Source organism: Synechococcus sp. A10-1-5-1 (assembly GCF_023115425.1).
Taxonomy (GTDB): Bacteria; Cyanobacteriota; Cyanobacteriia; order PCC-6307; family Cyanobiaceae; genus Vulcanococcus.
The window spans coordinates 842,996-865,952 of the sequence record NZ_CP096032.1 but is presented as its reverse complement, the minus strand read 5'-3'; the positions used below and the strand labels follow the sequence as shown (position 1 = coordinate 865,952).

The window sequence follows — 22,957 nt, the reverse complement described above, 5'->3', positions numbered from 1 at the left end:
GATGGGTGGACATCAAAAAAGGCCCCTTTCGGGGCCTTTTCTTTGGCGACTGCCGATCACATCGGGTGGAAGAGGAGATCGGGGTAGAAGCGGTTGAATTCGATCAGGATGCCAGCAGTGACGGTGAACCAGATCGCGGCGAAGACCGGTGCAGTGGTCAGGAACTTTTTCATCGGAAAAGCGTTGAAAGAGTGGAAGTAACCCGCCGCGATCAGCGAGGGGAAATGGTGATCTTGTCGTCGGATTCGGTCAGCTTGCCGCCGCTCAATTCAGCGAAAGCCGCGATGGGCCAGGTGGCAGCAGCCAGGGTGCTCTTGAAGGCCAGAGACAGATCGATCTGGATTTCCTTCATGGCGGCATCCTTGCTGCCGCGGATCGCCATCAGGTAGTTGCGACCGGCCCAGCCGATGCAACCAGCGATGTAGAGGAAGGCGATGCCGGGGATGATGAAGTCACCAGCGTGGCTGAGGCGACCATCCACGATCAGGTGGGGAAGGCCATCAGCGCCACAGGAGGCCTGGCTGTACATCTCGAAGCGCGCCTTGGCCTGGGGGGTGGAGGCGGCGGCGGCACGGGATTGGAAGCGTGCGCTTTCAGCGCAGGGGGTCAGACCTGCGACATCAGCCTTCGCCACGGGGGCGAAGCCGAAGATCAGCAGGGCAGAAATGAGAACTGCAAAAAGGCGGCGCATCGTCAGGTCCAGCTGCTGCACGGCAGGATGTCACAAACGGACAGTAAGAGAGTCCTCAAGACCTGATGCCCACGTTGCTGGCCCTCGAAACAAGTTGTGACGAGTCAGCAGCCGCTGTTGTGCGTGATCAAACGGTCCTCGCAAGCGCTGTAGCGACACAAATTGAGGAGCACGCCCGTTGGGGTGGAGTGGTCCCCGAAATTGCATCCAGGCGCCATGTCGAGGCCCTGCCCCATCTGATTGAACAGGTGATGGCTGAAAGCGGCGTGGGCTACTCCGAGCTCGATGCCATTGCGGCCACCGCCGCTCCTGGTTTGGTCGGTGCGCTCTTGGTGGGATCGGTGACTGGGCGAAGTTTGGCCCGTCTCCATGGCAAACCCTTTGTGGGTGTCCATCACCTCGAGGGTCACCTCTGCTCTGTGCAACTGGGTGAACCCTTGCCCCCAGGGCCTTATCTGGTCTTGCTCGTCAGTGGCGGGCACACCGAGATGATTCGTGTGGATGGTCCTGGCTCCTATTGCCGTTTGGCCCGCAGCCGCGATGACGCCGCAGGGGAGGCCTTTGACAAGGTGGCCCGGCTTCTTGGTCTGGGGTATCCCGGAGGCCCCGCCGTCCAGGCTGCCGCGGTCAGTGGTGATCCCAAGCGTTTCAACTTGCCGAAGGGCCGGGTGTCTCTGCCCCAGGGGGGCTTCCATCCCTATGACTTCAGTTTCAGCGGGCTGAAGACAGCTGTGCTGCGTCTGGTGAATCAGTTGCGGGCGGACGAGGCGGCTGGCGGGGAGCCGTTCCCTTTGGCCGATGTGGCGGCCAGTTTTGAGCAGGTGGTGGCGGATGTGCTGGTGGAGCGCACCACCCGCTGCGCCCGCGACCAGGGCTTGGCCACCATCGTGATGGTCGGTGGTGTCGCGGCCAATCGTCGCTTGCGGGCTCGGCTGGAGGAGCGTTGCCAGGCCCTTCAACTGGAGTGGCGGGTTGCGCCTTTGGCCTATTGCACGGATAACGCGGCCATGATCGGCGTCGCGGCGGCGCAGCGCTTCAGTGCTGGCGGTCAAAGTTCGATCCGACTGGCTGTTACCCCCCGTTTACCCCTTGAGGAGGCCCCGGTTCTCTACGAACCCCAGCCACCCTTCTGAGGTTCGTAGGCTGGACTCAGTTAGAGGGCAGAGGCGATGGCCACTGCAGACCCCACTCCCACCCCCGACCAGGTGGTCGAAGCCGCTCCTGAAGAGCTGAACGAGTGGAAGCGTGGATTCACGCCTCAGGCTGAGATCTGGAACGGCCGGATGGCGATGGTCGGCCTCTCCGTCGGTTTGAGCGTGCTTTTGATCGCTCGCCTTGCCGGCAAGGTTTGAGGTTTCGCCGCTAATTGGAGTCCTTGCCACGCAGGGCCTGGGCGAGTTCGTTGGCTTTGAGGCTCTGGGCCAGAGCGGCCTCGCCTGTGGCCCTGCCCTGTTCGACCAGGGCGATTAAGGCTTGATTGACGGTCTGCATGCCATCAAAACCGCTGCGGGCCATGATCGATTCGATTTCTTCGAGCTCACCGCGCTCGAGGTAGTCCTTGCAGGCATCGGTGTTGATCAGGATGTCGTGGAAGGCGGCTCGTTTCCCGTCGGTGGTTTTGATCAACCCCTGGGCAATGACCCCAAGCAGGCTTTCTGCCAGGGAGCGTCGCAGGCTGCCTTGGTCTTGGGCCGGGACCATGCCCAGAACACGTTCAACGGTTTTGACTGCTGAGATGGTGTGCAGGGTGCCAAAGACCAGGTGACCGGTCTGCGAGGCCTCCAGGGCGGTGGTGAGGGTCTCGCCGTCGCGAATCTCCCCGATCAGGATCACGTCGGGGTCTTCCCGCAGGGCCGCTCTGAGGGCGTTGTGAAAGTGCTTGGTGTGCTGCCCGACTTCGCGGTGGCGAATCAAGGACTGCTGGCTGTGGTGCACGAATTCCACCGGGTCCTCAATCGTGAGGATGTGACAGGACCGGTTGCGATTGATCCAGTCGATCATCGCGGCGAGGGTGGTGCTTTTCCCTGATCCAGTGGGGCCTGTGATCAGGACGAGACCTTTGGGTTTGGAGGCGAGCTCCTGCAGTACGGGGGGGAGCTGGAGCTCTTCGAGGCTGGCGATGGTTTGAGGAATGAGCCGGAGCACCATCGCTGGTCCCCGCAGGCAATCCATCAGGTTGATCCGCACCCTGACAAAGGGAAAGGAGTGGGACCCGTCGAACTCTTTTTCCCGCTGGAAGGCATCCACCTGGGCGGGGCTCAGCAGTTCCCGGAGCCAGCTCTGGAACCCCGCGGCGTCGGTGACGGGCCAACCGGTGCGGAGCATCTCGCCGCGGTCGCGGTAGCGGGGTTCTTCGCCAACGCCGAGATGGACATCGGAGAAGCCCTGCTCAGCGGCGAGTTTGACGATGCCCTGAAGCGAACTGGGTTGGCTGCCCTGCAGTGAGCCATCCAGCGGTTGCGGTTGGGAGATGGGAGTGGCTTGGGCGGCTTTCCCTTGCTGCGGGAATAGCCCGATTGGGAAGGGCGAACTGTTGCTCACTGCCCCGCAGCCTCGCTGCCGCCACTGTTGCGGCAAAGCGAATCAAGAGCAGCTTTTCTGCCCGCCATCTTTAGGATCCAATCGACTGCCCGTGGCCCCTCGAGTGAGCGCTCCCCACAACGTCTGCATCGTGTTGGGAACTCGTCCGGAGGCGATCAAGCTCGCTCCGGTGATCCAGGCGTTCCAGCAGTCCGATGACTTCAAGACTCGGGTGGTGCTCACCGGTCAACACCGGGAGATGGTGACCCAGGTGATGGACCTGTTTGACCTGGAGGCCGATCACGACTTGGCCTTGATGGCCCCCAAGCAGACCCTGACCCACATCACCTGTGCGGCATTGCAGGGATTGAAGGCGGAGTTCGAGCAGTTCCCCCCCGATTTGGTCTTGGTCCAGGGGGACACCACCACGGCCTTTGCTTCCGCCTTAGCGGCCTTCTACGAGCAGATCCCAGTCGGTCATGTGGAGGCGGGCCTGCGCACCGACAACATCTTTGATCCCTATCCGGAGGAGGCCAATCGCCGTCTGATTTCCCAGGTGGCCTTGTTGCACTTTGCCCCGACCCACGTGTCGGCCCGCAATCTCGCGGCCTCCGGGGTGGTCGGCCAAACCATCACCACCGGCAACACCGTGATTGATGCCCTGTTGCTCATGGCGAAAAAGGCTCCGCCCTTTGAGCTGCCGGGTCTGGACTTTGAGACGCAGCGGGTGATCCTGGCGACGGTCCATCGCCGTGAGAACTGGGGCGAGCGCCTTCAGGAGATCGGTAAGGGCTTCTTGGCCGTTCTGGAGCGCTACCCCGATACGGCGCTGCTGCTGCCTCTGCATCGCAATCCAACGGTGCGCGAGCCCCTGCAGGCGCTGCTGGGCGATCACCCCCGGGCTTTCTTGACGGAGCCTCTGGACTACGACCGTTTGGTGGCAGCCATGCGTGGCTCGACGCTTCTCTTGACCGACTCAGGCGGACTCCAAGAGGAGGCCCCTGCCTTGGGTAAACCCGTCCTGGTGCTGCGGCGCACCACAGAGCGACCGGAGGCCGTGGATGCGGGCACCGCCAAGCTGATCGGGACTGACTCGGCCGACATCCTTCGGGAGGCCTCGCTGTTGCTGGACAACGCTGAGGCCTATGAGGAGATGTCCAGAGCGCACAATCCCTTTGGGGATGGCCAAGCCAGCAGCCGAATCTTGGATGCCTGTCGCAGTTTCCTCAACGAGCGCCGCCACGCGGCAGAGCAGCTCTAGTTCCCATCACTCTTGCGCTTGGCCCAGGGGGGGAGGTCGATGAAGACCTGAGTCCCGGGTTTGAGGCCGTCGAGAATTTGGGTATTGCGGCCGCTACTGGCTCCCAGGGTTACGGCTTGGAATTTGGGTTGGTTGCCTGGACCCACCAGGAGCACACCTGGCTTGCCCCGCTCGGTGACGACAGCCACCGTGGGCACCAGGGTGCGTGGGGGTAAATCTCCAGTGTTGAAGTCAATGTCAGCGGTCATGCCAATACGCAGCTCAGGCGCTGGCTCGACGAACTTCAAGGTGACCTCAAAGGAGGTGACGTTGTTGAGCTTGGCCGCCCGCGGCGCGATCTGACGCACCTGGGCTTTGAAGCGTCGATCGGGGAAGGCGTCGACACGAACCGAGCCGGTTTGCCCGAGCTTGATCCGGCCGATGTCGCTTTCAGGAACCTTGGCGACCGCTTCGAGTCCTTGGGCGAGCTCGACGATGGAGGAACTGCTGGCGCCGGCGGAGGCTGACGCCGAGGTGGTGGGGGTCACGTAGGCCCCGGGGTCGGCGAACCGTGCGGTGATGATCCCGGCGAAGGGGGCGCGAACGATCAATTCACTGCGCTCCATCTCGCGCTGCTCGAGGCGTTGCTGGGCGGCATCCACGGCGGCGCGGTCCACCAAATAGGTCGCCTTGGCGCTGTTGTAGTTGTCCTGGCTGATGGCGCCGTTGCGGACCAGGTTCTCCCGGCGTTGCAGTTCGCTCTGGCTGCGGGCCAGTTGGGCTTTGGCCGATTGCAGTTGAGCGGCCAGCTCTTCCAGCCGGTCCGTCAGGTCTCCGCCATCCATCAAGGCCAGGGCCTGCCCGGCCTGAACACTGTCGCCCTCTTCGACATAGAGGGTCTTGAGGACCCCTTGGCGCTTGGGGCTGACGTTGACGAGCCTGAAGGCTTCCAGTTCACCGCTGGCGGTGACGAGACCCGGCAGCGATCCCTCTTGGGCGACTGCGGTGTAAGTGCTGAGGCTGCGGGCCTGCTTGGCGCTGCGGCTGAGGTTGAGCGCTGTGGCTCCACCGGCAACCGCGACCGTCCCGGCTAGGGCTGCGGCCCAGAAGCGACGACGGCCCAGCCATGGCCGATCGGCCGCAAGACGTTTGAGGCTCAAGGTGTTGCCTTGTAGCCAGGTGACAACAGGTTGTTTGCGACGGGGTGGTTGGAGCATCGCGCTGACCTGTCTGGCTCCTGGTATCTACCCAGTCTTCATTGCTGCGGGGAGCTGGCGGGTGTTCGGTCAGGGACGGATCACCGTCATCGAGGGCAAACCGTAGATTCCATCGATGCTTAAAGCCGGAATCGTGGGGCTGCCCAATGTGGGCAAGTCGACCCTCTTCAACGCACTGGTGGCCAATGCCCAGGCCGAAGCCGCCAACTACCCCTTCTGCACCATTGAGCCGAACTCCGGTGTGGTGGCGGTTCCGGATCCCCGCTTGCAGCAGCTCTCTGATCTGAGCAGCAGCAAGGAGCTGATTCCCACTCGGGTTGAGTTTGTGGATATCGCCGGTCTGGTCAAGGGTGCCAGCCAAGGGGAAGGGCTGGGCAACAAATTTCTGGCCAACATTCGCGAGGTGGATGCCATCGTCCACGTCGTCCGGTGCTTTGAAAACGACGACGTGATCCACGTGAGCGGATCCGTCGGTCCGGCCCGCGATGCCGAGGTGATCAATCTGGAGCTCGGTTTGGCGGACCTCTCCCAGCTGGAGAAACGCCGCGAGCGTTTGAAAAAGCAAGTGCGCACCAGCAAGGAAGCCCAGGTGGAATACGCAGCCCTGGAGCGGATCCAGGCGGTGCTGGAGCAGGGCGGTGCGGCCCGCAGCGTCAGCCTCACCGATGAAGAGGCCGCGATGATCAAGCCCCTGGGTTTGCTGACGGCCAAGCCGATCATCTATGCGACCAACGTCAGCGAAGACGACCTCTCCAGTGGCAATGCCTACTGCGAAGAAGTCGCCGTCTTGGCTGAGAAAGAGGGTGCTGGAACGGTGCGAATCTCAGCGCAGGTCGAGGCTGAGCTGATTGAACTGCCCGAAGAGGATCGGGCCGAATTCCTGGAAGGATTGGGTGTTGAAGAGGGTGGTCTTCAAAGCCTGATTCGTGCCACCTATAGCCTTCTCGGCCTGCGTACCTATTTCACGACAGGTGAGAAAGAAACCCGTGCTTGGACGATCAAGGCGGGCATGACCGCTCCCCAGGCTGCTGGTGTCATTCACACCGACTTTGAACGCGGCTTTATTCGCGCGCAGACCATTGGCTACAAGCAGCTGCTTGAGGCGGGATCACTGGCAGAAGCGCGCAATAAAGGTTGGCTGCGCGCTGAAGGAAAAGAATATGTCGTTGAAGAGGGGGATGTGATGGAGTTCCTCTTCAACGTGTAACGACTACCCACAGCTGACTTTTTATCCTGAGGCAACTTCTATTCAGTGCCCTTATGGGTCTGTCATCAGGTTGCGTTGATGACGACAGTGCCAGGTATTGGATGCTGATTTGCTGGCTTCTTGGTGTGACTGAAGAAATAAAAAGCCCCTGCGGTTACAGGGGCTTTGGGCGTTGGGTGGTTAGGCTCACCCTACATTAGGGCGTAATCGTGACACACACAGACTTCCCGTCTCCAGGGGTAGTTACTAATATTCCCGGTTCCCCGCCTGGGGTATTACACCAGGTCGTATCGTGCACCCGTACATCCCTATTCTTCACGCTCTCAGTTAATGCCTTAATCGTTGGCTTCTCCCACGCTTTCTTCTGCTTCTCGCTTTGCGAAATTCCTGCCGTATTGAACCGCCACTTAATGTCAGCTGAGAAGCGTGACTTAAACGCGCTGTCATAAGACAGATTGGTGCCAACCGTTACTCCCTCATTGATGCTGTAAGCCAGTCGCCCCAGCACGCCTGAGCTATCAGCTGTATTGAGGTCGCCATTCTGGTAGTAATAGCCAACACTCAGCTTCCACTCTGGCGTGATGCTGTAGCCCGCATCAAACCCATACGTATCCAGTGCTCCCCCGTTGTAAGCACTATTCAACCTGTATTCCGTTGTTCCAGTTGGTATTAATCCATAGGCATTGAAGCTCCAGTCATCATTCACTGCCTCCAAGCCAAACGCTGCCTGCTGGAAAAAGACTGTCCGCTGACCAGAGACCGCAACACCTGTATCGGCATCACCCGTTGCCATCGGTCGGGTGTCATACCCACCGTTGACACCAAACATCCAACTGCGGTCACCATTCAGCCAGCGATACCCAAGCCTGGATGACGTGCTGATGGTGGGACCCGCCACCTTGGTATTGATGATGCTGCTGCTGTTGCCCCAGTCCGCGAAGTTCGCATTCGCCAGCACATCAGCAAAGAAGACGCTGTTCTCTCCCACCACCAGCGGCATAAAACCGCCAATGCCTGCCTCATTCGGGGTGCCAGCCGCTTGGGTTTGACCTTGAACACCAACCTGCGGTTTCACCACATCCTTGAGGCGGATGCTCATCACTCCAAGGTCTTCCGCGCTCCCTTGCGCCACCACTGCAGGCTTTGCGCTCACCTGCGGCATTGATGCCAGTGCCAAAGCAGCTGCACCAGTGAGGGAGAGGCTCAGGCGAATGGACTGCTGCATTGCGCTCGCGCTGAACTTCTAACTGGAGTCTCGCCAGGAAATGTCGCATTGCCACTGGGCTTAGAGCAGTTGATTGGTCGTCAGCAGGATGAAGGCAGACGAGACTCCAACGAAGATTCCTGCTGCGTCACCGAGTCCAATGAACTGGAGCATTGGCGGCGTCCCATGTGCTCTGGATTAGTGCAGCCCGGCGGAAGTCCAGACAGTGGAGAGTGTGAGCTGAATCAGGTTAGACAAGATACTTTGTCTACTGGTTTGGCGGCTTGAAAAGTCTACGAAAAGTCTACGAAAAGTCTACTGCCGCTTTTCGGCTAAGATCTATTGCTATGACTAGAACCTATGGAATTTCTCTTCAACGTCTGAGGTCTGCCGGCCTCTACTGAACTAAATCTATCAAGTAAGTGTTGATTTATCGGCTTGTTGTTGTGACTGGCTAAGGGACAAAACTTGTGAACCCAAGGCTTTTGTAGGTTGAATTATTGTTCTGGGAATTTGCAAGCCAAGTATTTCCGCCGACAGAATTGTGTTCCCGAGTATCCCTGTTGCCTAGCGTTGATGTTAGGGCAGTAACGGCAGCATTGGCTCTCGCTTGATTTCAGCGGGGAAGCGCGACCTTGAAGGAGCTGTTAGAGGAAAGATTTGTGCCAATGGTTAAGTCGTTTTTGCTGGCATAAGTAAGCCAGGCGAAACAAGATGGCAGATCCGACCGCTGCACCTGTGTCACCGTTTTGGCAGTGGTAGCCAACAGAAGTTATGAGGGCACTGAGGTTGTACCCCGCATCTAAGCCAAAGGTGTCTAGTGCTCTGCTTGCTGAGATGAATAAGCCATAGTCAAGGTTTGGAAGTGGGCTTCCCTCGCCGCAAGCAGTCAGGCAGCAACCACTCGCTCAAGAGTAACCATGGGTTCACTACCCGAAGATGCAAGCCAGCCTGAACCTGTGGAAGACGAGCAAAATTGAGAGCATCAGAATCACCCAGCTGCATTATGCGATGGCCAATCAAGGTAAAGGCGGCAGTCGTGCTTGCTTATGGATTAGAGCGGGAGGATTGACTTTCCAGATTTGTATGAGGAGAAAGAGGCTTATCAGCTACTTAGATGCTATTGGACTTGGCGCTAGCTGTCGTTAGTGAGTCGCCATGAACGCCAGCCTTTACGAACAACCAGAAGACGTAATGAAAACATTGAAAGCCAAGCCACTAATATCGGCATTAGGATCAAAGCGTCCCTGCCAAAAAGTTGATTTTGCAAGAACCAAAGAATAGTCAATAAAAAGCCACCCCCATATGCAATTTCCTCATAAGGTTCACCCGTGAAAACCTTTGGCTCATGTGCCGTTATCACATCCATAAGTATCCCGCCACCAGTGCAAGTCAGAGCGGCTGAAATGGGCCACCAATACCATGGGAGTTCAGCTAATAAAGCGACTCTCGTTCCTATCACTGCAAAAGTAGCTAGTCCGATCGAATCGGCAACTATTAGCAGCTTGGAAGGCCATTTTGGTCGCACAGATACGCCAACGAAAAGTACCGCTAGGATAGCTATTAAGTATGAAGGGTCATTAAAGATAAATAGCGGCAGTCGTTCTCCACCAATGAGAAGATCGCGCACGACTCCACCTCCAACTGCGGGAAGCAAAGTCAAGATAAAAGCACCCCATAAACCATATTGCAGTCTCTTGGCTGTTAGGAAGCCATAAACAGCATAAGCAATGGTGCCAATCAGATCCCAGGGCTTAAGGCGAGACGATGTAAAGACTGACTCCAGCTGGGCTCGGCCATCATCGGTAAGAACTAATGGGTTGACACGTTGTATCCAGATTGCTAAGACAATAAAGGCTATGAGAATTAATGCCGACATCAAGCCCAATCGGGATTTGGCGACCTGCCCGCAGGCATTCGTTGGCTTGGGATAAATGAGGTTATTAGACTCGCGATGCTGCATTTTAAGAAAATCTTGAGGGCCAATAGGAATTAGATCGATAAGCGCAAGAAGGCAACGCGCGCCCCTCTACATCCGGCCAAGTCCTCCGAGCCTGTTGTTCTGCATGGGCCGTCAAGCTGTTTTGAGGCTTTTGCTTGGTGGAATGAAGATCGTGATCGCTAGCGCTAATGATGGGAAAAGCACCACCATTGCTCCGGTCTTGATGCCGATGATCAGGCTGATGGCGATGAGAACAGGTAGGACAAAGCAGCGACGCTTGAGCAGAATCCGGTTTAGTGAGAGCTGCTGTCTTCTCGACTTCTCCGCGTCCGTCGAATCACCAGGTTGACGGAGTTCGGTGTTCGCAAGATTCAGCAGAATAGAGTAAATCAGCAAAAGCAGGAAGAGTGCTGAGGATCGGATGGCCAACAGGATGCCAATGTCAGGGTCTTGGATCTCTCCAATCAGCGCCCCCAGAGAGAGATCTTGTACAAAATGTTCAAGCAGAAAGAACATCGGTGGGATGAGTGTTGATAGCCATAGGGTGCCCAGGGTGGATATTGAGCAGAGCTTAGATGGTCTGATATTTTGAACAAGGCTTTTATGAATCGACCAGATGTCGTAAATGACAATGGCGATTAGGAGGTATCCAGCCAGCTGCTGAATCACGATGAAGGCGACGCGGTCTGCTCTGAGCTCATGTGTAGACGCTTTTTCGATGATGTTGATGATGAGATCAGGCATCTCGAGCACCAGAAGCGTCAGGACAATGGCCTGAACCCCATCGATTAAGCCTGCATAGGCTTCGCCGCTCATTCCTTCCTTGATGACCTTGGATAAGTGCATGGCGACGCTTGCTTTTCACAGGATCAGAGAGACTCTGATCCTTCTTGTTTCGATATGGGAATGGTTGTTACCTTGTTTAAGGTTGTTGATTTCTGTATGTCTATTTCTTTGGTTGCTTCGCTGGGACCTGCATTGTTGGCCTAGCGAATCAGGTTCATTCCCAGGAATCCACGGCCCAGCCCTGAGCTGCGCTCGTTGAGATAGGTCAAGGCGATTTCGAAATCCATCAGGCCGGCCTCCTCAATGGCCTCTCTGCTGAGCTTGCCTTCACTTTGTGCGGCGTAGTTGGCGTAGATCTCTTCTTTGCGCGCGCCGAGGAAGCTCACCACTTCCTGGACAACAAAGTTTGCCCACTCGCTTTTGTCTTTCGCGCTGATGGCAGGACCTGGCATGGAGTGAGGGACGGGCGGTCGCACCAGTTTGGGGCGCTCAGCGCTGTCCCAGGAGCTCATCCCAACTCAGCCCATGGTTCTGGAGCGTTCGAGCAGGAATGGTGAAGCTGCGCTCCGGCCATTCCGGCCAGAGGGGGCGAGAGCCAAGGGTCTCGTGGTCGGGGGTGACCACCACGGGGACGGTGGTTTCCATTCAGGTCGAGATGGCATTTGCTAACCCCGTCAGCCTGCCTGCAATGACAGGATTGCGCTGCACACCAGACCACCGGCGGCTGTGCTCAAGGCAACAGCTCCTAGCCTGCGTACATGGCGTTTGAGCAGGTACAGCAGTTTTTTGCGCGGGTTCATGCTGAGCCCGCCCTACGGCAAGCGCTGGAAGATGCCATGACGGCCGATGACGTGGCTCGCTTGGCCCAGGAGCTCGGCTTTGAGGTCTCAGGCAGTGACCTTCTTCGCTTTTCGGGGCGAACGGCGTCCGGTGTGACGGTCACCCGGATTGATCATCCAGGCGAATATCCCGGCCGATACGTCTAGAGCTCAGTCCTCCAGCCGCGGTCGTTGCTGCCGGTTGCGTTTGACATCGCCGCGCAGTTTTTTGCCTTCTAGGCGCCTCCGTGTGGAGGCTTTTGAAGGCTTGGTGGCGCGCCGTGGTTTCGGGTCTGGTTTCAAGCCGTCCCGCAGAGCCTCAGCCATTTTCTCCAGGGCCAGACAGCGGTTTTGGTATTGCGAACGGTGCTCCGACGCGCGGATGCGGAGCACACTTGATCCCCTCAACTGCGTGAGACGTGATTGCAGCCGTTGTTTCTGAAAGGGGCCCAGAACCTTGCAGGCTTCGATGTCAAAGCTGAGCTCGACAGCGGTTTCCAGCTTGTTGACATTTTGTCCTCCAGGGCCTGCACTGCGACTAAACGACCACTGCAAATCCGCCGCTGGGATCACCAGCCTTGGATGAATCACAAGGTCAAGGTTTTGCGCCATGGAGAAGCTGAGGAACGGACGCGATCAGTCCTCTTCCAGCCAGGCTCGAAAGGTCAGGACGCGTAAGCGCTGGACCTGACGCAGGCGCCGAACGCGATCCATCACGTAATAGGCCAAGCCGATGGCAAGGGCCGTGCGGATGAAATACCAGCTCAAGCCCCAGATGAAGACCCTGGCGAGGCTGAGGAAAGCAACCACCCCGAGCAAAATCCAGAGCGTCGAGAGAAGGAGCCGAATCAGTCCGCTGTTGCGTCGCGTCATTGGTTCTTTGCTTTCTCGATTTCCCTCCGTAGGGTTTTTAGCAGAGTTCATTGGAGTGAATGCCTTCGAAACCGCGCAATCGCATTGGTGAGGTGTATGGGCAACTCACCGTTGTGCGTGCGTCGGAGAAACGTTCCAAGGCAGGGAATGCCTACTGGTGGTGTCGCTGCAGCTGCGGCCAAGAGCGGGAGGTGCCAAGCGACAAGCTCTCCCACAACGTGGAGCGGAAGAAGCCCACGGTTCAGGCCTGCGCTGCTTGTTCCCGCGAGCTTCAGGTGGAGGCGGTCTGCGCGAAGAACGATCGAGAGGAGCGTCAGCGTCGGCGTGAGGCCTTGGCCAATCGCGAGGCCCTCAAGGGCACCGTTCCAGAAAGCTGGCTGGCCTTGCCCCTGACGGATGCCCATGCCCGCGAGCAGGGGCAGGTGTTGTTTTTTCGGGGTACCCGCTGCTTAAGGGATCACTTGGCTCCTTATCGCATTAATGGTGGTTGCTTGGCCTGCGCCGGCCAGCGGCCCTCGGCGACTATTCACTGAACTCCCGTTGGTCTGCTTGCCAGCGGCGCTCAAGGGAAGCGCGAACCTGCTCTGTGCTCGGTTCAGCCAGTTGCCGCCGGAAGGGTCGCGTTAGTCGCCAGAACTTGACCCCCGCAGCCAGGGCGAAGACTGCCCAGGGAACCAGCAGCCAAAGCTGATGCATGAGGGGGCCAGGGCGATCGGTCACGATCAGTCTCGCGGAGATTGGACCTGATCTGGTGCAAGAGGAACTGCGTTTTGTGATCACGCTGTTGTTGCTCGCGATCCTTCCGGTTGGGTTGCTGTTTTGGGCTTGGTTGCGTCTGCTCCCCTCCAAATCCAGGTAGCTGTTTCAGAATGGCGCCAGCTCCAGATTTGCCATGACGGCTCAGCGCTCTCCTGAAAGCACCGGTGAAGGTCGTCAGGCACACGATTTCGACAGTCAGAAGGAGCTGCACAAGCAGATCCGCAACGATCCTGACTACGACGACTGGGAGTACGGGACTGAGCCCCTGCCCCATGAGGCCTGGGCCAAAAAAAAGGCTGAAGAGAAGGCTTAAGCCGAGCGCCGCTTCGAACGCCTCTGGATCGGCCCAATCAGCAGCAAGCTGAGGCCGCAGGCCAGGGCGGTTGCCATCCAGAGGCTCATGCCATGGCCATGCTCATCCAGGAGCACCCCTGCCAGCAGGGGGGCAGCAAAGGCGCTCAGGGCAAAGCATTGAGAGAACAGCGCCATCGCTAAGCCGCCGTGCCCTTGGGGACTGAGCTCAACCACCGCCTCAGTCGCCGTTGGCAGAAAGGCCGCTTCGCCAAGGGCCACCACGGCGAGCGCCACCACCACCAGGAGAATGCCGTGACTGCTCAGGGCTGAGGCGGCCAGGATCAGCGTCCCGGTGCTGAAGCAGACCAGGCTCAGCCCGAGGCCCACACCCACCGGGCGCAGGGCCAATGCTCTGCCGACGGGCCACTGAATCAGCACCAGGAGACCCAGCTTCAGCCCGATCAGCAGCGCGCTCCAACTCTCAGGCTGACCGGCTCGGTTGAGTCCGCCGCGCACGAGGTCCAAGGGCAGCGCGCTCTGCATCAGGGCTGGGATGGAGGTGGCGATGACCGAAATGCCGAGCATCGGCAACAGGGCTGGAAGCCATTGGCGCAGGGGGAGTTGTCCCTCTGCGCTCTCGCCGGCCCTGCCGGCCCTGGGCAGGGGCTTGAGTAACAGCAGCGCTGCCAAGCCAAGTACCGCAGCGATGTCGATCCAGTAGACCCCTCGCAACCGTCCAGCGGCCGCCAGAAGTGAGCCTGTGAGTGTTCCGCTGGCCACACCTAAGGCATCGGCGCTGCGCACAAGCGCGTAGCCCTGGGCGGAGGGCAATGGGCTGGCACATTGCGGCACGGCAAGCTCAACCGCCGGCCAGTAGAGACCGCCGGCCATGCCAATACAGAGTTGGCCAGCGACGTAGCCCGCCATGGTGCTGGCCTGAAGCAAGAAGCCATCCCCCACGAAGCCACAGGCCGCTGCCATCAGCACCGGCGTTCCGCAACTGCGGCCTTGATCGAGCAGGGCACCGCTGATGAAACGCCCCACGGTGCCGGCCAGGGCGGCCAGGGCTAAGCCCAGTCCAATCGAGGAGGCGCTGAAGTCCTGTTGGTGAAACACCATCGGGGTGAGATACAAGATCCCACCGGCCCCAAAACTGGCGACCAGGCGAACACTGGCCAGTTCCCGCAGTGCCGGGGGAAACTGGTGCCACCAGCTCCAGCCTGTTGCCTGCATCCGTGGTTGAGCCAACCCGCTTGCGTCGCCGCCGTGCACTGTCCAGCAGTCTGCTGGCTGGAGTCCTCTCGCTGGGATCGCTGCTGGCCCTGCCACTGCGGGCCGCTGAACAACTGGACATCCACCTCGATGGGCTGGATCTCCCCCTCAACCTTGCGGAGCTCGAACGTTGGAGCCGTGATCCACAGGCACGCTCCGGAGAGCTGACGGTCTGGCTCAACCTGCTGGATCCTCAGAGCCAACAGCAGTTGCACCGGCTGCTGAATGTCTCCCTGGTGCAACAGCGCAGCTTCACCCAACAGATGATGCGCAGTTGGGCCGGTCAGCGGGTCGCCGAAGAATTGGGTGTGTTGCTCAGCACGGAGAACGGCAATGCCGGTCCGCTGGTCCTCAGCACCCTCAACACCCTGCTCAAAGACCAGCAGCAGGTGACGGTGATGGAGCTGATGCGGGCACTCCCGGCCCGGCAGCTCACCATCAATCTCGATGGCCTCCAACAGCTCGCTAGAGGCTGGCGGCAACAGTTGTCTGATCAGGAAGCGGCCCTGCAGGCCCTGCAAACCCTGCCGCTGCCGCAGGGGACTCCGCTGTTACCCCTTTCCGATGGGGTTTTGTTGGAGCGGCAGCCCTCGCCGGCGGATCGGGCGCTGCAGCGCTGGCGTCTGCCGGTCCCCCATCGCCAGCAGCCCCTGGAGCTCGAGCTCTGGCCTGTGCAAGGCGCCAAAACCTGGGTGCTGCTGATGCCCGGCTTAGGGGGCAGCACCGATCAGTTGCGCTGGTTGGCCCAGGCACTGCATGAGCGGAACTGGCCCGTGGTGTTGCTCGATCACCCCGGCAGCAATGAGTTGGCCGTGCGCGAGCTTGTTCAGGGGCGTCGCTTACCCCCTGGAGCGGAGACCCTTCCCGGTCGGGTGCAAGACCTACAGGCTGTGGTGGCTGCTGCTCAGGCCGGTGGATTGCCCAAGTTGGGTCAGCGCGTTGTCCTGATGGGCCACTCCCTGGGGGGGCTGACGAGCTTGTTGGCGGCTGGCCTGCGTCCGGAACCGGGACTGCAGCGCCGTTGCAAGCGGTCGCTTGCCGATCTGCCGTTAATCAATCTCTCGCGTCTCCTGCAGTGCCAGCTCCCTGAAGTGGCCCTGCCGCCGGTGCAACCGCTGGCCCAGCCGATTGCAGGGGTGGTGACCTTCAACGGCTTTGGCAGCTTGCTCTTTCCCCATCGCGGCCTGCGGGACCTGGATGTTCCCGTCTTCATGCTGGGGGGAAGTCTGGACTTGATTACGCCGCCCCTCAGTGAGCAGCTACGACTGTTCCTGCCAGATCCCAATCCCCGTAGCCGTCTGGTGCTGCTGGAGGGGGCGAGCCATTTCTCCCCTGTGCGGATGCAGGCTGGCGGTGAGGCTCCCCTGTTCAAGTTCGGCGAGGAGTGGGTTGGTGTGGATCCCACCCGGGTTCAGAACTTGATTTTGAGCTTGAGCAGTGAGTTTCTGTGGGGGCTGGATCAACGTGGGCTCAGGCGGGACTTGCCTCCCCAGCGGCGCGATCTGGGCGGGGTGAGTGCCTACGTGCTCGACCACGACCTGGCGAAGCTTTGGCAGACCCGCATCGAGGTCAGAACTTCACGCGCGGATCCAACAGCGCCACCAGCAGGTCCACCAGAACGCTGACCGCCACGACGAGGCTGGCCACGACCACCACGATCCCTTGGACGACGGGGTAGTTGCGTTGGCTGATTGCTTCTTGAAGACGGAAAGCCACCCCAGGCCAGGAATAGGTCACCTCGATCAGCAGGGCCCCGCCGATCAAGGAGGCCACAGTGATGCCGGCAATGGTCAACACCGGCAGTAGGGCATTGGGTAGGGCATGGCGGAGTACGACGCGGCGTTCACTGAGGCCGCGGCTGCGGGCTGCCTCCACGTAGTCGGAATCCAAGGCCCGCCGCAGATTGAGGCGCAGGGCGTTGGCAAAGATGCCGCTCAGCAGGATGCCCAAGGTGCTGGCCGGCAGCACCAGATGTCGGATCGTTCCCCAAAACTGCTGGCCATTGCCCTGCAGCAGGCTGTCGAGCAGGTAAAAGCCACTGCCCTCAGGAGGAATCAAGGTGGCCGGGAAGCGTCCGCCCACTGGGAGCCAGCCCAGCCAGACCGCAAACACCAGTTGGACCATCATCGCGGCCCAAAACGGAGGCATGGCGTAGGTGCCAATCCCATAGAGCCGGGCCGAGAGGTCGAGCTTTCCCTCCGGTCGGGCGATGCCGCTGAAGCCCACGGCGAGTCCAACGACCGCCGCGATCAGCAGGGCCGTTAGGCCCAGCTCCAGGCTGGCGGGAAGGCTGCGGGCAATCACCGCCGTCACGGGCTCCTGGTTGGTCAGGGAGGTGCCTAACTGGCCGTGCAGGAGGTCATTGAGGTACTGGCCGTACTGCACCGGGAGGCTTTGATCGAGGCCCAGTTGCTGCCTGAGGGCCTCCCGTGCGGCCTGCGGCGCCCGTGGACCGAGCAGGGCATCGATGGGATCGCCAGGCGCTACTCGAAGCAGGAGGAACACCAGGCTGGCGATCAGCCAGAGCATCACGGGCACGAGGGCCAGACGGCTCAGCAGGTAGCCCCAGAGGTGATGGCGGCGGCTCATCGCTTGACCTGCTCCAGCTGCTGCAGGATCACCCGCCCAGAGCCATCAAATTGGGGCGCACGCAAGCTCCGTTGGCCCCAGGCGCGGGCATTGACCTGCCAGAGGGGAACAAACGAGGCCCCGATTGCGGTCTCCCGTTGGATCCTCAACAAGGTGGACCGGCGTGCCTGTCCAGAGCGGCTTTCACTGGCCTGGAGCTGTTGTTGCAGGCCGGGCTTGGTCCAGAAGCTTCCCGAATCAACGCTGCTGCCTGAGAGGCAATGGTCGCCTTCGCTTTTGCGGCAGCCCAGCAAGGGAGCCAGGTAGGTGTCGGGATCGGGGTAATCGCCAATCCAGTCGTAGATGATCATCGGAAAGACCCCCTGCGCCAGCTGCCGGTAGGCACTTGTGGACTCCACCCCGGTGATCTCCAGCCGGACGCAATCCCCCAGGTCCCGTCGCAATTGGGCCTGCCAGGTGAGGGCAAAAAGCCGATCGGAGGCATGGTTCGAGCGGAAGGTCAGTGGCAGGGTCAGTTGTTTCCCTGCGCAGAAGCCCTCCTTGGCGTACAGCGCTCGAGCAGCTTTGGGGTCGTAGGCCGGCCAGCTCGGGGGGCGCGAGCCTGCGAGCGGCGGTGGCACAAGGGAACGGAGGGGTTCACTCATGCCAAAACTCACCCGTTGGCTGATCAGCCGGCGATCCAGGCTCAGGGCCACCGCTTGACGCAGCGTTCTGCGGTTGAAGGGCGGGCGTTGACTGTTGAGGGCCATCAAGGCGATCTCGATCGCCGGACCTTCTCCGCTGACTAGCTCACCGCGGGCAACGCGGGCATCGAGGGCCTGCTGCTGGTCGCTCTCGAGGCCACTAGAAATCAAGAGGTCCACTTCGCCGCTGACGAGAGAACCAAACAGCGCCGTGGAGTTGCTCAGGGTGATCAGGTTGATTCCAGCGTTCTTGGCGGGCTCACCCCAGTAGCCCGCAAACGGCAGCAACTGCTGTTTGCGCGGGCTGTAGCTCACCAAGCGGTAGGGACCGGTGCCGACAAAGCGCCCCGTCAAGGAGCGCTCGCTGTAGTCCTGGTAGGCCGTTGGTGAAACAGGGGTGAAGGTGATCGAACTCAGTAGGGCCGCCAGGGCGCGGTAGGGGCGTGTCAGACGGACTTCAATCGTGTACGGCCCCACGCTGCGAACCGAGCGGATTCGGTCATCCAGCAGGTAGCTGAGTTTTCCCAGTCGCCGAAAGCGATTGAGGTTGAACACCATCGCCTCGGCGTCGAAGCGGGTCCCGTCGTGGAAGCGAACGCCCTGGCGTAGGGGGATGCGAGCGCTGAGGCCGTCCGCGCTGAATTGCGGTAGAGCTGTGGCAAGCCTTGGCTGGAGTTGGCCTTGCCGATCGGCTGCGTAGAGCGGGTCGCCGACGGCGCTGAGCAACTGCGTTCCGGCCAACAAGTAGACATCCACCGGATCGACGGATTCGAGGCTGCTCTTGTTGGCCACCACCAGCTGGCCGGCGGGATGGGGTGGTTGGCAGCCCATCAACAGCTGCAGGGCCGGCAGCATGGCCACTAGGCCGGCAACAGCAGGAAGGCGAGTGATGGGGCGCTTGGGCTAAGCGACCCCATTCAAGCCCCAAGACTTCAATTTGCGGGGCTGAGCGCTTGGCGGCCCGCGAGCTGTTGCAGAGAAATTTCAAAGACCGGGCAGCCGTGGCGGGCCAGGGGCCAACGCCGCACCCAGCAGCGGTCATGGCTGTCATCGATTCCCACCACTTGATAGGTGTGGGAATCACTGAACAGGGTGACGCAATCGCCCTGATGGACGTGGCGAGAGGGGCTTACTGAGGTCATGGCCAACGCAATAGTGAGGCCGAGGCTCAAACCAGCTGACCCGCCCAGGATTCCGCGTCGTTTGCCCTCAAAACGTTTGAAGAGCTACAAAACTGCGGTTGGGTCAGGGGAACGGCATCAACCGATCCCAAGACTCTGGCCCAGGTGCCCGGTCCGCTGCCACTACAACGTCGGCAGGCAGGCGGCGACGGCCTTCACCTCGGGAAGCGCCTTGATTGCCGCCAGGGCATTGGCAAAATGCTGTTGCTTCACCTCATGGGTGATCACCACGATTTCGGCGTCGGTGGCCTCTCCGGAGGTTTCGAATTGGACGATGGAGCGGATGGAGACGCCCTGGTCGCCAAAGCAGCTTCCAATCCGCCCAATCACGCCTGCTTCATCACCGGTTTGCAGACGCACGTAGTGCCGCTGCAGGGTTTCACCGGCATCCACCAAGGCGCAGTTCCGCCAGCGGCTGGCCGCCAGCAGGGGGTCGAGTCCGCCGTTGTTACCGGTGGCAGCCCGGATGCCGGCGATGTTCAAGATGTCAGCCACCACAGCGGAAGCGGTGGGGCCGGACCCTGCTCCTGGGCCGTAGAACATCACCCGGCCGACGGGGTCGCCTTCCACCAGGATCGCGTTGTTCACGCCGTGGACACCGGCCAAGGGGTGATCCTTGGGCAGAAGGGTGGGGCTGACCCGCACATCCAGTTGCACGGTGCCATCGCTGGCGGTGCCCAGATTTTTCGCTTGGGCCACGAGCTTCACGACATAGCCCAGTTGGTCGGCGTAGTTCACATCGCAGCCATCCAGACGATCGATGCCTTCGGTCGGAATCGCGGCGCGCTCGATCGGGCCTCCATAGGCCAGGCCCGAGAGGATGGCGATCTTGTCGGCGGCATCACCACCGCCCACATCGGCGGCGGGATCGGCTTCGGCATAGCCCAGCCGTTGGGCATCGGCGAGCACCTCGGCATAGGCCGCGCCCTCATCCGCCATCCGGCTGAGGATGTAGTTGGTGGTGCCGTTGATGATCCCGCTCACCCGTTGGATCCGGTTGCCGCCCAGGGATTGCTTGAGGGGCTCGATGATCGGGATTCCGCCGCCAACGGCGGCTTCGATCAGGACATAGACGCCTTTGTCGGCGGCGGCAGCAGCAATCTCTTCGCCGTGGCGGGCGATCACGGCCTTGTTGGCCGTGACGACTGGCTTTCCTGCCGCAATCGCCGCCAGAATCAAGCTGCGGGCGGGCTCGAGGCCACCCATGACTTCCACGACGATGTCCACCGCGGGGTCCTGAACGACCGCTTGGGGATCGGTGCAGAGAATCTCGCCGGGCAGTTCAATCGGCCGAGGGCGGTTGAGATCCCGCACGGCCACGCGTTTGAGCTCCAGATCTGCCACGAGCGGGTGGCGACCGTCTGGGGTCTGCAGGATTTCCGCAACGCCTGCTCCCACAGTGCCGAGCCCGAGCAAGCCGATGCCGATGGTCATCCTGACGCCGATCTGAAAGGAATGATCCTAGAAATTGGCCTTCCCGCTTTTAAGCCGCGGGGTTGAGGGCGCTGGCTTGGGCTTGCATCATCTTGAAGATGTTGAGAAAGCCATTGGCCCGAGACGGGGTCAGGCTTGCCTGCAGGCCGGTCTCACTCAAGAAGGCCGGATCAATGCCAGCCAGGGCGGCGGGATCGAGGCCCTCGGTGCCCTCGATTAAGAGGGCCAGTAGTCCTTTGGTAATGGCGGCGTCAGAGTCACCCTGCCAATGGAGTTTTCCGTCCACCAGCTGCCCCACGACGTAGACCTGAGAGACGCAGCCCTTGACCTTGAAGACGTCGTTGCGGAATTCCTCCGGCAGGGGCTCCAACTTCTTGGCGAGCCAGAGCACGTACTCGTAGCGCCGTTTGGGATCAGCGGTCCCTTTGAGGCGGTCCACGATTTGGTCGAGCTTCTGGCTGCCGGTGGCCATTAACGGTTGCGTCGAGTGCGCTGAAGTCCAAGCAGCATGGCAGTTGCACCGAAGGCACTGAGCCACAGCAGAGGTCGTGTCTGGGGACCAGTGCTGATTTGATCGACCTGGACTTGACCGGCCTGAACCGGCATCTCGAGGTAGTCGCGGTGGCCTGGGCCGCCATCCACCTGCAGTTCCCAGGCGCCTTGGCTGCCCATGGGCAGGGCGAAGCTCAGTCGCCCTGCTGCATCGGTCCGACCCAGGTCGTGCTGGCTGCCATCCGGGGCAATCAGGCGCACGACGGCATCGCTGGTCGGCTCTCCAGTGGAGAACTGGCTTTGGAGCACCAGTTGTCTATTGAGGCTCTCGAGCTGGCTGATGCTGCTCTCAATCCCATGGGCCTTGGCCGAATGGGCTGTTGCCCAGATCAGGACGGGAGTGAAGGCGCAGAGAACGAAGGTGGGTCGCATCTGCAATCAGGGCTGCTGCTCAGGACTTAAGCGGACCAGTGGCCGTCTGTCTTGGTTTGGCCGGCTTGAACCATGTGCACCATGGAGCTCACCATCATCGAGAGGGCGTTGCTGCTCTCATTGCGCCCCTTCAGCTCCGCCGCCGCGGATGGACGACCAGCATTGATGGCGGAGGGGATTGCGTCGTTGCCTGTGAAATCCACTGGTTCCGCCGTGAACTGAATCGATCCTGCCAAATTCAGTGCGTCGCTGCGCCCTGGCTTCAAGGTTGCTCAACAGGTTGCAACTCAGGCCGCCAGTGCACACCCTGCTCATCCAACCAGCCGGGGAAGGGCACATCCCAGGGGTCTGCGGGTAGTTGCTCCACCAGACATCCGCTTGGAACGACGGCCAGCGCTGGCACCTGGTCCCAAGGGGGCGTTTGCCGGAGTCGATCGAACCAGCCGCCGCCATAGCCCAGGCGGACCCCCGCTTGATCGAAGGCCAGGGCTGGGGCGAGTAGGAGACCGATCTGTCTGGCCTCGAGGTTGGCCGCAGCAGAGGTGGGTGCGGGAATACCCGTCTCGTCGGGTGAGGTGGGATCGCCAGGGCTCCAGTGGCGATAGGTCAACCGCCCTCCGGCGATGCAGGGCAATGCAATCCGGCCCGCCAGGACGGGCAGCTTGGCGAGACAGCGCAGATCCACTTCCCCGCTCAAGGGCCAGTAGAGCCCGAGGGCGCGGTCTGGAGGCAGCAGGCCGGGGAGCCCTTGGATCGCCTGGGCACGAAGGCTTGGGGCGCAGGCTGCGTGAAGCGTCAGCCGGCGCTGCTTGAACGCCTGGCGCAGTTGTGCTTTTTGTCCATCCATCAGCGCTGGAACCAGCCGGTGAGCGCAACCGCCAGGGCATCCGCGGCGTCATCGGGCCGCGGCGGGGTGTCGAGGTTGAGCTCCCTCATCACCGCGTCGAGCACATCGTCCTTATCGGCATGGCCATGGCCGGCTAAGGCCAGCTTGATCTGCATGGGCGGGAACTCCACCACCGGGATGGCAAAGCGCGCCAAGGTCATCATCAGGACCCCCCGGGCTTGAACCACCGAGATGGTGGTGCTGGAGCGGTAGAAGAAAAACTTCTCGACAGCCGCTAGCTGAGGCCTCCAGGTGCGGATCAGGACCCGTAGGTCCTTGGCGATCTCGACCATCCGCTCGCCATCGCTGCGGCCGGGGTCGGTGCGGATGATGCCGCAATCAAGCATGGTTTGAGCCCCGCCGGGACCCTCCTCGACATCAATCACGCCATAGCCCACGCGAGCGAGGCCGGGATCGATGCCGAGGATCCGCAACGG

Annotated in this window: 30 protein-coding genes; 8 read left to right on the top strand and 22 right to left on the bottom strand. The window is 60.7% G+C overall.

Going from position 1 to position 22,957, the window contains the following annotated elements; translation table 11 throughout:
- Positions 1–56 precede the first annotated feature (56 nt).
- Together psaJ and MY494_RS04605 are read right to left on the bottom strand one after the other, a co-directional pair.
- Entirely contained in the window at positions 57–173 is a 117-nt protein-coding gene (gene psaJ, locus MY494_RS04610) for a photosystem I reaction center subunit IX (protein WP_010303754.1), read from the bottom strand.
- Between the two features lie 38 nt (positions 174–211).
- Positions 212–691: a Photosystem I reaction center subunit III gene (locus MY494_RS04605; RefSeq protein WP_247911955.1), complete on the bottom strand. Its 480-nt coding sequence runs from the start codon at positions 689–691 to the stop codon at positions 212–214.
- Positions 692–756: 65 nt separating this feature from the next.
- On the opposite strand from MY494_RS04605, the gene tsaD reads away from it, so the two are divergent.
- A complete protein-coding gene (gene tsaD, locus MY494_RS04600; protein ID WP_247911555.1) occupies positions 757–1,824 on the top strand; it encodes a tRNA (adenosine(37)-N6)-threonylcarbamoyltransferase complex transferase subunit TsaD in 1,068 nt (355 codons plus the stop codon).
- Between the two features lie 36 nt (positions 1,825–1,860).
- Complete coding sequence (locus MY494_RS04595) at positions 1,861–2,043, top strand: high light inducible protein (RefSeq protein WP_247911554.1); 183 nt, start codon at positions 1,861–1,863, stop codon at positions 2,041–2,043.
- 10 nt (positions 2,044–2,053) lie between these two features.
- Here MY494_RS04595 and MY494_RS04590 read toward each other — a convergent pair whose 3' ends face one another.
- Positions 2,054–3,232 carry a type IV pilus twitching motility protein PilT gene (locus MY494_RS04590; protein ID WP_371820678.1) on the bottom strand — a complete coding sequence of 393 codons (1,179 nt, stop codon included), beginning with the start codon at positions 3,230–3,232 and terminating at the stop codon, positions 2,054–2,056.
- A gap of 103 nt (positions 3,233–3,335) precedes the next feature.
- Here MY494_RS04590 and wecB point away from each other — a divergent pair, with 103 nt between their 5' ends.
- Positions 3,336–4,472 (top strand): non-hydrolyzing UDP-N-acetylglucosamine 2-epimerase, encoded by a 1,137-nt coding sequence (gene wecB / locus MY494_RS04585; protein ID WP_247911553.1) that lies wholly within the window; start codon positions 3,336–3,338, stop codon positions 4,470–4,472.
- Here the strand turns inward: wecB and MY494_RS04580 are convergent.
- Positions 4,469–5,668 (bottom strand): efflux RND transporter periplasmic adaptor subunit, encoded by a 1,200-nt coding sequence (locus tag MY494_RS04580; RefSeq protein ID WP_247911552.1) that lies wholly within the window; start codon positions 5,666–5,668, stop codon positions 4,469–4,471. The two genes, wecB and MY494_RS04580, sit on opposite strands and share 4 nt — an antisense overlap.
- Before the next feature lie 115 nt (positions 5,669–5,783).
- Here MY494_RS04580 and ychF point away from each other — a divergent pair, with 115 nt between their 5' ends.
- Positions 5,784–6,875, top strand: coding sequence for a redox-regulated ATPase YchF (ychF, locus tag MY494_RS04575; RefSeq protein ID WP_247911551.1), 1,092 nt, complete (start codon positions 5,784–5,786; stop codon positions 6,873–6,875).
- A 196-nt stretch (positions 6,876–7,071) separates the two neighbouring features.
- On the opposite strand, the gene MY494_RS04570 is transcribed toward ychF, so the two are convergent.
- The 5 genes from MY494_RS04570 to MY494_RS04550 form a co-directional block, all read right to left on the bottom strand.
- Positions 7,072–8,100, bottom strand: a complete 1,029-nt coding sequence (locus MY494_RS04570) for a carbamoyl-phosphate synthase L chain (protein WP_247911550.1) — start codon at positions 8,098–8,100, stop codon at positions 7,072–7,074.
- A 1,114-nt stretch (positions 8,101–9,214) separates the two neighbouring features.
- A complete protein-coding gene (locus tag MY494_RS04565; protein WP_247911549.1) occupies positions 9,215–9,958 on the bottom strand; it encodes a trimeric intracellular cation channel family protein in 744 nt (247 codons plus the stop codon).
- Positions 9,959–10,153: 195 nt separating this feature from the next.
- Complete coding sequence (locus MY494_RS04560; RefSeq protein ID WP_247911548.1) at positions 10,154–10,867, bottom strand: TMEM175 family protein; 714 nt, start codon at positions 10,865–10,867, stop codon at positions 10,154–10,156.
- 140 nt (positions 10,868–11,007) lie between these two features.
- Positions 11,008–11,259, bottom strand: a complete 252-nt coding sequence (locus MY494_RS04555) for a hypothetical protein (RefSeq protein ID WP_247911547.1) — start codon at positions 11,257–11,259, stop codon at positions 11,008–11,010.
- A gap of 37 nt (positions 11,260–11,296) precedes the next feature.
- Positions 11,297–11,452: a hypothetical protein gene (locus MY494_RS04550; RefSeq protein WP_247911546.1), complete on the bottom strand. Its 156-nt coding sequence runs from the start codon at positions 11,450–11,452 to the stop codon at positions 11,297–11,299.
- Between the two features lie 113 nt (positions 11,453–11,565).
- On the opposite strand from MY494_RS04550, the gene MY494_RS04545 reads away from it, so the two are divergent.
- Entirely contained in the window at positions 11,566–11,793 is a 228-nt protein-coding gene (locus tag MY494_RS04545; RefSeq protein WP_247911545.1) for a Nif11-like leader peptide family natural product precursor, read from the top strand.
- A 3-nt stretch (positions 11,794–11,796) separates the two neighbouring features.
- Here MY494_RS04545 and arfB read toward each other — a convergent pair whose 3' ends face one another.
- Both arfB and MY494_RS04535 read right to left on the bottom strand, forming a co-directional pair.
- Complete coding sequence (gene arfB, locus MY494_RS04540; RefSeq protein ID WP_247911544.1) at positions 11,797–12,237, bottom strand: alternative ribosome rescue aminoacyl-tRNA hydrolase ArfB; 441 nt, start codon at positions 12,235–12,237, stop codon at positions 11,797–11,799.
- Positions 12,238–12,261: 24 nt separating this feature from the next.
- The gene (locus MY494_RS04535) at positions 12,262–12,498 is read right to left on the bottom strand and encodes a hypothetical protein (RefSeq protein WP_247911543.1); all 237 of its coding nucleotides are present in this window, start codon (positions 12,496–12,498) and stop codon (positions 12,262–12,264) included.
- Between the two features lie 59 nt (positions 12,499–12,557).
- Between MY494_RS04535 and MY494_RS04530 the strand changes: the two genes are divergently transcribed.
- Positions 12,558–13,031, top strand: a complete 474-nt coding sequence (locus MY494_RS04530; protein WP_247911542.1) for an early protein (E6) — start codon at positions 12,558–12,560, stop codon at positions 13,029–13,031.
- Here the strand turns inward: MY494_RS04530 and MY494_RS04525 are convergent.
- Positions 13,021–13,218 carry a hypothetical protein gene (locus MY494_RS04525; RefSeq protein WP_247911541.1) on the bottom strand — a complete coding sequence of 66 codons (198 nt, stop codon included), beginning with the start codon at positions 13,216–13,218 and terminating at the stop codon, positions 13,021–13,023. The two genes, MY494_RS04530 and MY494_RS04525, sit on opposite strands and share 11 nt — an antisense overlap.
- A gap of 172 nt (positions 13,219–13,390) precedes the next feature.
- On the opposite strand from MY494_RS04525, the gene MY494_RS04520 reads away from it, so the two are divergent.
- Positions 13,391–13,570: a hypothetical protein gene (locus MY494_RS04520; protein WP_247911540.1), complete on the top strand. Its 180-nt coding sequence runs from the start codon at positions 13,391–13,393 to the stop codon at positions 13,568–13,570.
- Here MY494_RS04520 and MY494_RS04515 read toward each other — a convergent pair.
- Positions 13,567–14,784 carry an MFS transporter gene (locus MY494_RS04515; RefSeq protein WP_247911539.1) on the bottom strand — a complete coding sequence of 406 codons (1,218 nt, stop codon included), beginning with the start codon at positions 14,782–14,784 and terminating at the stop codon, positions 13,567–13,569. The two genes, MY494_RS04520 and MY494_RS04515, sit on opposite strands and share 4 nt — an antisense overlap.
- Positions 14,785–14,786: 2 nt before the next feature.
- On the opposite strand from MY494_RS04515, the gene MY494_RS04510 reads away from it, so the two are divergent.
- A complete protein-coding gene (locus tag MY494_RS04510; protein ID WP_247911538.1) occupies positions 14,787–16,448 on the top strand; it encodes an alpha/beta hydrolase in 1,662 nt (553 codons plus the stop codon).
- Here the strand turns inward: MY494_RS04510 and MY494_RS04505 are convergent.
- The 9 genes from MY494_RS04505 to ruvC all read right to left on the bottom strand — a co-directional run bounded on the left by MY494_RS04505 (position 16,393) and on the right by ruvC (position 22,954).
- Positions 16,393–17,412 (bottom strand): ABC transporter permease, encoded by a 1,020-nt coding sequence (locus MY494_RS04505; protein ID WP_247911537.1) that lies wholly within the window; start codon positions 17,410–17,412, stop codon positions 16,393–16,395. The genes MY494_RS04510 and MY494_RS04505 overlap by 56 nt on opposite strands.
- Positions 17,409–18,950: an ABC transporter substrate-binding protein gene (locus tag MY494_RS04500; protein WP_247911536.1), complete on the bottom strand. Its 1,542-nt coding sequence runs from the start codon at positions 18,948–18,950 to the stop codon at positions 17,409–17,411. The genes MY494_RS04505 and MY494_RS04500 overlap by 4 nt, the downstream gene beginning before the upstream one ends.
- 77 nt (positions 18,951–19,027) lie before the next feature.
- The gene (locus MY494_RS04495) at positions 19,028–19,237 is read right to left on the bottom strand and encodes a hypothetical protein (RefSeq protein ID WP_247911535.1); all 210 of its coding nucleotides are present in this window, start codon (positions 19,235–19,237) and stop codon (positions 19,028–19,030) included.
- A gap of 162 nt (positions 19,238–19,399) precedes the next feature.
- Positions 19,400–20,710 (bottom strand): homoserine dehydrogenase, encoded by a 1,311-nt coding sequence (locus MY494_RS04490; RefSeq protein ID WP_247911534.1) that lies wholly within the window; start codon positions 20,708–20,710, stop codon positions 19,400–19,402.
- A gap of 49 nt (positions 20,711–20,759) precedes the next feature.
- On the bottom strand, positions 20,760–21,182 hold the full coding sequence (locus tag MY494_RS04485) for a SufE family protein (protein ID WP_247911533.1): 423 nt from the start codon (positions 21,180–21,182) through the stop codon (positions 20,760–20,762).
- Complete coding sequence (locus MY494_RS04480; RefSeq protein ID WP_247911532.1) at positions 21,182–21,634, bottom strand: hypothetical protein; 453 nt, start codon at positions 21,632–21,634, stop codon at positions 21,182–21,184. The genes MY494_RS04485 and MY494_RS04480 overlap by 1 nt, the downstream gene beginning before the upstream one ends.
- A gap of 26 nt (positions 21,635–21,660) precedes the next feature.
- Positions 21,661–21,870: a hypothetical protein gene (locus tag MY494_RS04475; RefSeq protein WP_247911531.1), complete on the bottom strand. Its 210-nt coding sequence runs from the start codon at positions 21,868–21,870 to the stop codon at positions 21,661–21,663.
- 26 nt (positions 21,871–21,896) lie between these two features.
- Complete coding sequence (locus MY494_RS04470) at positions 21,897–22,481, bottom strand: 5-formyltetrahydrofolate cyclo-ligase (RefSeq protein ID WP_247911530.1); 585 nt, start codon at positions 22,479–22,481, stop codon at positions 21,897–21,899.
- Positions 22,481–22,954, bottom strand: coding sequence for a crossover junction endodeoxyribonuclease RuvC (gene ruvC / locus MY494_RS04465; protein WP_247911529.1), 474 nt, complete (start codon positions 22,952–22,954; stop codon positions 22,481–22,483). Before ruvC ends, MY494_RS04470 begins: the two co-directional genes overlap by 1 nt.
- Positions 22,955–22,957: the final 3 nt, after the last annotated feature.

Coding starts and splice junctions, on each gene's coding strand:
- MY494_RS04595 (WP_247911554.1), top strand. CDS start 1,861: ATGGCCACTGCAGACCCCACTCCCACCCCCGACCAGGTGGTCGAAGCC.
- ychF (WP_247911551.1), top strand. CDS start 5,784: ATGCTTAAAGCCGGAATCGTGGGGCTGCCCAATGTGGGCAAGTCGACC.
- psaJ (WP_010303754.1), bottom strand. CDS start 173: ATGAAAAAGTTCCTGACCACTGCACCGGTCTTCGCCGCGATCTGGTTC.
- MY494_RS04515 (WP_247911539.1), bottom strand. CDS start 14,784: ATGCAGGCAACAGGCTGGAGCTGGTGGCACCAGTTTCCCCCGGCACTG.
- MY494_RS04500 (WP_247911536.1), bottom strand. CDS start 18,950: ATGCTGCCGGCCCTGCAGCTGTTGATGGGCTGCCAACCACCCCATCCC.
- MY494_RS04520 (WP_247911540.1), top strand. CDS start 13,391: ATGACGGCTCAGCGCTCTCCTGAAAGCACCGGTGAAGGTCGTCAGGCA.
- MY494_RS04470 (WP_247911530.1), bottom strand. CDS start 22,481: ATGGATGGACAAAAAGCACAACTGCGCCAGGCGTTCAAGCAGCGCCGG.
- MY494_RS04560 (WP_247911548.1), bottom strand. CDS start 10,867: ATGCACTTATCCAAGGTCATCAAGGAAGGAATGAGCGGCGAAGCCTAT.
- MY494_RS04480 (WP_247911532.1), bottom strand. CDS start 21,634: ATGCGACCCACCTTCGTTCTCTGCGCCTTCACTCCCGTCCTGATCTGG.
- MY494_RS04535 (WP_247911543.1), bottom strand. CDS start 12,498: ATGACGCGACGCAACAGCGGACTGATTCGGCTCCTTCTCTCGACGCTC.
- MY494_RS04605 (WP_247911955.1), bottom strand. CDS start 691: ATGCGCCGCCTTTTTGCAGTTCTCATTTCTGCCCTGCTGATCTTCGGC.
- MY494_RS04530 (WP_247911542.1), top strand. CDS start 12,558: ATGCCTTCGAAACCGCGCAATCGCATTGGTGAGGTGTATGGGCAACTC.
- MY494_RS04555 (WP_247911547.1), bottom strand. CDS start 11,259: ATGCCAGGTCCTGCCATCAGCGCGAAAGACAAAAGCGAGTGGGCAAAC.
- MY494_RS04550 (WP_247911546.1), bottom strand. CDS start 11,452: ATGGAAACCACCGTCCCCGTGGTGGTCACCCCCGACCACGAGACCCTT.
- MY494_RS04545 (WP_247911545.1), top strand. CDS start 11,566: ATGGCGTTTGAGCAGGTACAGCAGTTTTTTGCGCGGGTTCATGCTGAG.
- MY494_RS04485 (WP_247911533.1), bottom strand. CDS start 21,182: ATGGCCACCGGCAGCCAGAAGCTCGACCAAATCGTGGACCGCCTCAAA.
- MY494_RS04565 (WP_247911549.1), bottom strand. CDS start 9,958: ATGTCGGCATTAATTCTCATAGCCTTTATTGTCTTAGCAATCTGGATA.
- MY494_RS04570 (WP_247911550.1), bottom strand. CDS start 8,100: ATGCAGCAGTCCATTCGCCTGAGCCTCTCCCTCACTGGTGCAGCTGCT.
- MY494_RS04505 (WP_247911537.1), bottom strand. CDS start 17,412: ATGAGCCGCCGCCATCACCTCTGGGGCTACCTGCTGAGCCGTCTGGCC.
- MY494_RS04490 (WP_247911534.1), bottom strand. CDS start 20,710: ATGACCATCGGCATCGGCTTGCTCGGGCTCGGCACTGTGGGAGCAGGC.
- MY494_RS04580 (WP_247911552.1), bottom strand. CDS start 5,668: ATGCTCCAACCACCCCGTCGCAAACAACCTGTTGTCACCTGGCTACAA.
- MY494_RS04495 (WP_247911535.1), bottom strand. CDS start 19,237: ATGACCTCAGTAAGCCCCTCTCGCCACGTCCATCAGGGCGATTGCGTC.
- arfB (WP_247911544.1), bottom strand. CDS start 12,237: ATGGCGCAAAACCTTGACCTTGTGATTCATCCAAGGCTGGTGATCCCA.
- tsaD (WP_247911555.1), top strand. CDS start 757: ATGCCCACGTTGCTGGCCCTCGAAACAAGTTGTGACGAGTCAGCAGCC.